Source organism: Methanococcoides seepicolus (assembly GCF_023684405.1).
GTDB classification, from domain to species: Archaea; Halobacteriota; Methanosarcinia; order Methanosarcinales; family Methanosarcinaceae; genus Methanococcoides; species Methanococcoides seepicolus.
The window spans coordinates 1-5,441 of sequence record NZ_JAGSOI010000098.1 but is presented as its reverse complement, the minus strand read 5'-3'; the positions used below and the strand labels follow the sequence as shown (position 1 = coordinate 5,441).

Sequence of the window (5,441 nt, the reverse complement as noted above, 5' to 3'; positions counted from 1 at the left end):
CACGATATATTGTTGTTGTTTTAGCCATGAAGACTGGATAAGTTCTAATAAGCTAATGATGGCTATTTGTTGCAGAAAAAGTAGTGGAGTTAATGAAAAATGGAATAGGTTTTTAAGTTAACTTTCTAATTTGAAATTCTCGAATAGTTACAATAAAACAAACACAAAATATATTAAGTTGTGAACTAACTACACGGATTAATTCATTACAATTGTGATTATATATGCGAACTTGATGCGTATTGATCCTAAAAATGATTATTTAAAAACGAAGGGATAATGAATGAACTTTAAAGATGTGCCATTGGATTTCAAAATTTTATTGTATATAGTAATCGGTATCATCCTAGTCATGACATTCACTATGTCCCTGATCATTTCTACAACAACTGAACAGCATGAAGAACTGATACACAAAGAAATTATTTCTCTTACGAAAAATTATGCATCTAATTTTGATGCAGATATGCGGGCCAATATGGCAATTTCGAGAGGGATTGCCAGCTCAATGAAAGGGTACAGATATGGGGATCGAGAAATTGCCAGTGGCATTGTCAAACAGACATTGACAGATAATCCAAATATTTTAGGAGTCTATGCAGGGTTCGAACCTAACGCTTTTGACCTAAATGATTCTGCATATGCAAATACGAAATTTCACGATGAAACAGGTCGATTTCTCCCATACTGGAACCGGATCGGTGGAAAGATCTTCCTCGAGCCTCTTGTGCATTATGATTCCCTTGACTACTACCAGTTGCCAAAGGAACGAAAAATGGATGTGCTGACAGAACCCTACCTGTATCGGGGAGAACTTATTGTAAGCTATGTTTCACCCATTATTATCGAAGGAGAATTTATCGGTATTGGCGGTGCAGATGTTTCTTTGAGCTACATCGATGAGGAAATATCCAACATTAAAATATTAGATTCAGGCTATGCTTTCACTGTTAGTAATACCGGACTGCTCATATCCCACCCAGTTCATAAAGAATGGATCGGATCAAAGACACTCTACGATTTCGAAGAGCCAGAAATACTGAAAATGGCAAAAGATATCGAAAATGGTAAAGAAGGTCATATCGAGATGATCGATCCTGTAACAGATAAGGATTCTATCATTTTCTATGAACCGGTCAGAACTGGTAATTATTCCATGCTGGTCGTAGTTCCAAAAGGGGAAATGTATGCAGGTGTTACAGACATGCAGAATATATTGGTGGCTATATCTGCAATCGCAATTCTTTTTATGGGAACTATTGCAATCTTTTCTGCACAAAGGATAACAAAACCTATTAAAAATATAGTCAATGACTTTAAAGACATATCAGATACTGCTCTTAAAGGATCGTTTAACAAGCGAGCAAATACCGATATAGAAGTTGATTTTAAGAACATACCGGAAGGTTTGAACGATATACTTGATGCATTACAAAGATCAAACGAACTTAATGATGAATTAAAAAAAGTGGTTGAAAGCAGTCCTGTTATCGTATTCAAATGGAAGGCACAGGAAGGGTGGCCAGTAGAGATCATTTCGGATAATATCAGTAATTTAGGATATGAGGCTCATGAGTTCATTGATGGTCATCTCAATTATGACGACATTATTCACCCGGACTGCAAAAGGAATGTTGAAGTAGAATTTAAAAAGCTATACAGTGGTGATTCCCCTTCCGTGAATCTCGATTACAAGATCATAACCGGTGACGGAGAGACAAGATGGGTCAATGAAAGAACTACCTTAATATACGACAGCGAAGGGAATGTTGACCATCTGAAAGGACTTATTATTGATACTACTGAAAAAAAGAATGCAGAGAACGCATTGATAAACTTAATGATGGAAGCAGAAGCAGCAAATAAAGCGAAAAGTGATTTTGTGGCAAACATGAGCCATGAATTAAGGACACCCCTTAATGCGATAATCGGATTTTCGGATCTGTTGAAGACAGAGATGTTCGGCAAACTTAATGAAAAACAGACCAAGTATGTCGATAATGTTTTAATCAGCGGAAAACATCTGCTGGGCCTTATCAATAATATACTTGATATTTCAAAGATAGAAGCTGGAAAGATGCACTTGCGAAGCGAAGATTTTGAGCTCAATGAAATGATCGAAGATACGACCTCTATCCTTTCACCCCTTGCGAACAAAAAGAAAATAAACTTATCCCACAACATTGCTAATAATACCATTACTACAAATGCTGACAAGACAATGTTCAAACAGATAATGTATAATCTGGTAAGCAATGCCATTAAGTTCACTCCTGAAGAGGGGAATGTTACCATCAACGCATGGTCAATGCACAAGAAACTGTATGTCAATGTTGAAGATACCGGGACCGGGATCTCAAAGGACCATCTCGATGAAGTTTTCAAACCATTCATACAGGTCGGGGACTTTAACACAAAAGAACAAGAAGGTACAGGCCTTGGCCTTGCTCTTGTGAAAAAACTGGTTGAGTTGCACGGTGGAGAAATATGGGTGGAAAGCGAGATGAACGAAGGCAGTACTTTCACCTTTACGATCCCTGCTAATAAATGAAAAATAAAAAGAAGAGAGCAGTGGATAAGTGGTCAGCCGTACATTGACATGTCGTACTTAAGCGATGTGACATTAGCAGCACACACTGAACCGTTCTTCAGGAAATCCTCAATGTTCCTTTTAAGTTCAGAAGGATGGGAAACACCTGCCATGCCCCGTATCATTTTTCCAGCACACATGAATATAAAAGTGGGTGTTCCTTCCACACCATATCTTTCTGAGACCCATGGGTTAATTTCGGCATTGAGCTTGAAGAATTTACATGAATCTTTGTATGTTTCTGCAAACTCCCTGAAGTAAGGTTCTATCGCTTTGCAATGAGAACATGTAGTCAGATAGAACATTACCAGAACAGGTTTAGGCTCCTTTTCAACCATCTTTTCCCAATTACCGTTACTTACTTCCCCTACATAACTATTGTGCATGCTACCCCCTTCATTAATATCGTTTATGAAATAGATGATCACTTTTTTATTTGGTGAGGAACATCACTTTTCGTCCCTATCAAATATTTCGACCGTATTGTGATCATAATAAAGTTGCTTTTCAAAGATAGAAATATCCTTTGGTAGGATACCAGGACGTTCATCGGTCGTCATATAGAAATAACCTGCAATTTGGGTATAGTATTCCAAATAGCCTTTTATGACCTTGTTCAGAATTTGAAGTCTTCTTCCGAGTACCAAAATAAAAGGTAATTGCAAGAAAAAACAAATCGTCATTAAAAAACTATAGAGAGATAGAATGATCGCAACAGGTATACCATAGAATATCCTTACGAACAATTCCAAACGGGAAGCTTTTTTGTTCCATACAAAAAGCTCATTCATTCTTTTCTGATCCATTATTCTGACACCGAAACACTTTATTAAATTATAAAATATATAAAGTAAACTATATGTAAGAATCAAATGCATAAGTTATATGTTTTTTCAGTGAAAAAGAGAAAAAATAAGGAAGGAGGGTTTGCAGACCAGAAATTGTCTGCCTGTTCAGTCCAGCCTTTCCCCACAGTCTTCACAGAACTTTGCATTATCCTTTACTTCTTTTCCGCAAACGGGACACTTCCTGACTTCAGATTCCGAACCTATTGTAGAGCGCTGGATAAGGCTATCAGTAATATTGGTAGTGCTTATATTGTATTGTGCAGAACCCCCATCAACGAAAAGTTTGATATCTGTTCTCTTTTCGATCTCTTCCAGCATCTTATAATAGAAACCGGTAAGTGCATCTTCTTTTTCAGCCCATGCCCTTAATATAAGGCGTGATCGGCTCTTGCCTACAACTTCGACATATGATGCATATTTCAACCCCCTAACACATTCAGCATAGAACCTTGCAACTCCCGTAAAAAGGCGAGGTGTTGATGTGATCTCCGGCTCGATCATGTACATGTTCATGTCCTTGAGAACCCGGGTAGCAATATCGAACAGGTTCTCTGCAGGGATCTCAAGGTATTTAGAATCCTCTTCTGCTGAAATGAGGGTGCTGACCAACGACCTCCAGGAAGGTTCATCGATCTGCCTGACCCGAAGTACCGGACACACCATGCTTACCATCTTGCCTTCAAGATCAACATGCTTCCGCTTCTTTGTGTTATAGTCATAGTAATCAATGCTTGCAGAGATCTTACAGTTACCACATTCACCAGTTAGGGCGAACCTCGAAAGTAACCGTCTTTCCTTCACCGGGTTCAAGCATAGACATCGTTTTCTCATCCCCTTTCAACAGGAAAACATCAGGTACGAAAAGAGAGATTTTAATGTCCCCTATCGGTGAGAATGTCGATGTCTTTGCTATCAGTGACCTTGTGGACAAAATGGACATGGGATTTAGCCACAGGATAGAGCTTACAAACAAGAACCTGAGCGAATACGAGAACAGGATCGGAAGTAAAAAGCAAGCTGAAAGAGAAGAAAGGGAAATAAGAGAGAAAGAGCAGAAAGAAGCTGAGGAAAAAGCCCCTGCAGAAGACAAAACTGAAATGTCTGAAACTTTCCCCACCGAGATCAAAACTAGCTCAACTGATGATATTGAAGATGAAACATCAGTTCCCTCTGACACCCAGGCCCATACTAAAAAAGATGAACTTGATACTGAAACCCTTTCAAAACTTTACAGTTACGTAAATATTCTGGAGCAAAAATTTGAGAAACAGCATCCAGAGGTATCTTATGATGGAGAATACATTGCAGACAAGCAATGGAAGGTCGAACTTTCAAAAAAAAGTGTTCGCGGCTCCATAAAGGAAGGAAGGTTCAAAACTCCAATGCTTATCGTCGATAACTACGGGAAATCCATAGACGACAAGAGAGATATCATCGAGATGATACAGGCAAAAGCAAGTACCATCGAACAAAACCAGTACATGAGCCTGTGTTTTATCAGCAGTTCATGGGATCAAAACATAAAGGACTGGGCAAGGACATATTCACATCAGAGACTGGGATTTTTCATCTACGATCTGGAGGAAGACGATCTTGTATACAATGAAACTGATGAAAATAACCGGAAATTTGCATTCTGGCATTCCACAAATGGAACCCGGACTAAATTGACACAGATCGTGGATCAACTCATTGAAGATGAAGAGTACTTTGACCTCAATGATGTTATGGAACATTCCGGGCTTAACTTAAGAGGAGCTAAAAAATTCATAGATAGCCTCGTCAAGAAGAAAGCACTCATCGATGTTGGGCTGGACTCACCAAAATATACAAGATCAAAATAATACAAGGTAAATAAAATTAATTAAAAAAAAAGGTAACTATTCAGCCATCCTCACGTATTTGATATAAACTTAGAATACTCAACACAATTCCATCAGTGCTTGATATTGATTTTACCAAAAAACAATATACTATGCCTCTATTTTAGTCACTCCCTGAAA

At 38.3% G+C, this 5,441-nt stretch carries 5 protein-coding genes; 2 read left to right on the top strand and 3 right to left on the bottom strand.

Annotation, left to right across the window (positions count from 1 at the left end):
* Positions 1–352 precede the first annotated feature (352 nt).
* On the top strand, positions 353–2,551 hold the full coding sequence (locus KDK67_RS13450; RefSeq protein ID WP_250869373.1) for an ATP-binding protein: 2,199 nt from the start codon (positions 353–355) through the stop codon (positions 2,549–2,551).
* A 32-nt stretch (positions 2,552–2,583) separates the two neighbouring features.
* On the opposite strand, the gene KDK67_RS13445 is transcribed toward KDK67_RS13450, so the two are convergent.
* The 3 genes from KDK67_RS13445 to KDK67_RS13435 all read right to left on the bottom strand — a co-directional run bounded on the left by KDK67_RS13445 (position 2,584) and on the right by KDK67_RS13435 (position 4,269).
* Positions 2,584–2,976, bottom strand: coding sequence for a thioredoxin family protein (locus KDK67_RS13445; RefSeq protein WP_250869372.1), 393 nt, complete (start codon positions 2,974–2,976; stop codon positions 2,584–2,586).
* 63 nt (positions 2,977–3,039) lie between these two features.
* Positions 3,040–3,396, bottom strand: a complete 357-nt coding sequence (locus KDK67_RS13440) for a DUF4389 domain-containing protein (RefSeq protein WP_250869371.1) — start codon at positions 3,394–3,396, stop codon at positions 3,040–3,042.
* A gap of 147 nt (positions 3,397–3,543) precedes the next feature.
* A complete protein-coding gene (locus KDK67_RS13435) occupies positions 3,544–4,269 on the bottom strand; it encodes a zinc ribbon domain-containing protein (protein WP_250869363.1) in 726 nt (241 codons plus the stop codon).
* A 44-nt stretch (positions 4,270–4,313) separates the two neighbouring features.
* Here KDK67_RS13435 and KDK67_RS13430 point away from each other — a divergent pair, with 44 nt between their 5' ends.
* Positions 4,314–5,282, top strand: coding sequence for a hypothetical protein (locus KDK67_RS13430; protein ID WP_250869361.1), 969 nt, complete (start codon positions 4,314–4,316; stop codon positions 5,280–5,282).
* The last annotated feature ends 159 nt before the right edge of the window (positions 5,283–5,441 follow it).

Bases quoted from the DNA above. Each gene is read 5' to 3' on its own strand.
- KDK67_RS13430 (WP_250869361.1), top strand. From the start codon at position 4,314: ATGTCCCCTATCGGTGAGAATGTCGATGTCTTTGCTATCAGTGACCTT.
- KDK67_RS13450 (WP_250869373.1), top strand. From the start codon at position 353: ATGACATTCACTATGTCCCTGATCATTTCTACAACAACTGAACAGCAT.
- KDK67_RS13445 (WP_250869372.1), bottom strand. From the start codon at position 2,976: ATGCACAATAGTTATGTAGGGGAAGTAAGTAACGGTAATTGGGAAAAG.
- KDK67_RS13435 (WP_250869363.1), bottom strand. From the start codon at position 4,269: ATGAGAAAACGATGTCTATGCTTGAACCCGGTGAAGGAAAGACGGTTA.
- KDK67_RS13440 (WP_250869371.1), bottom strand. From the start codon at position 3,396: ATGGATCAGAAAAGAATGAATGAGCTTTTTGTATGGAACAAAAAAGCT.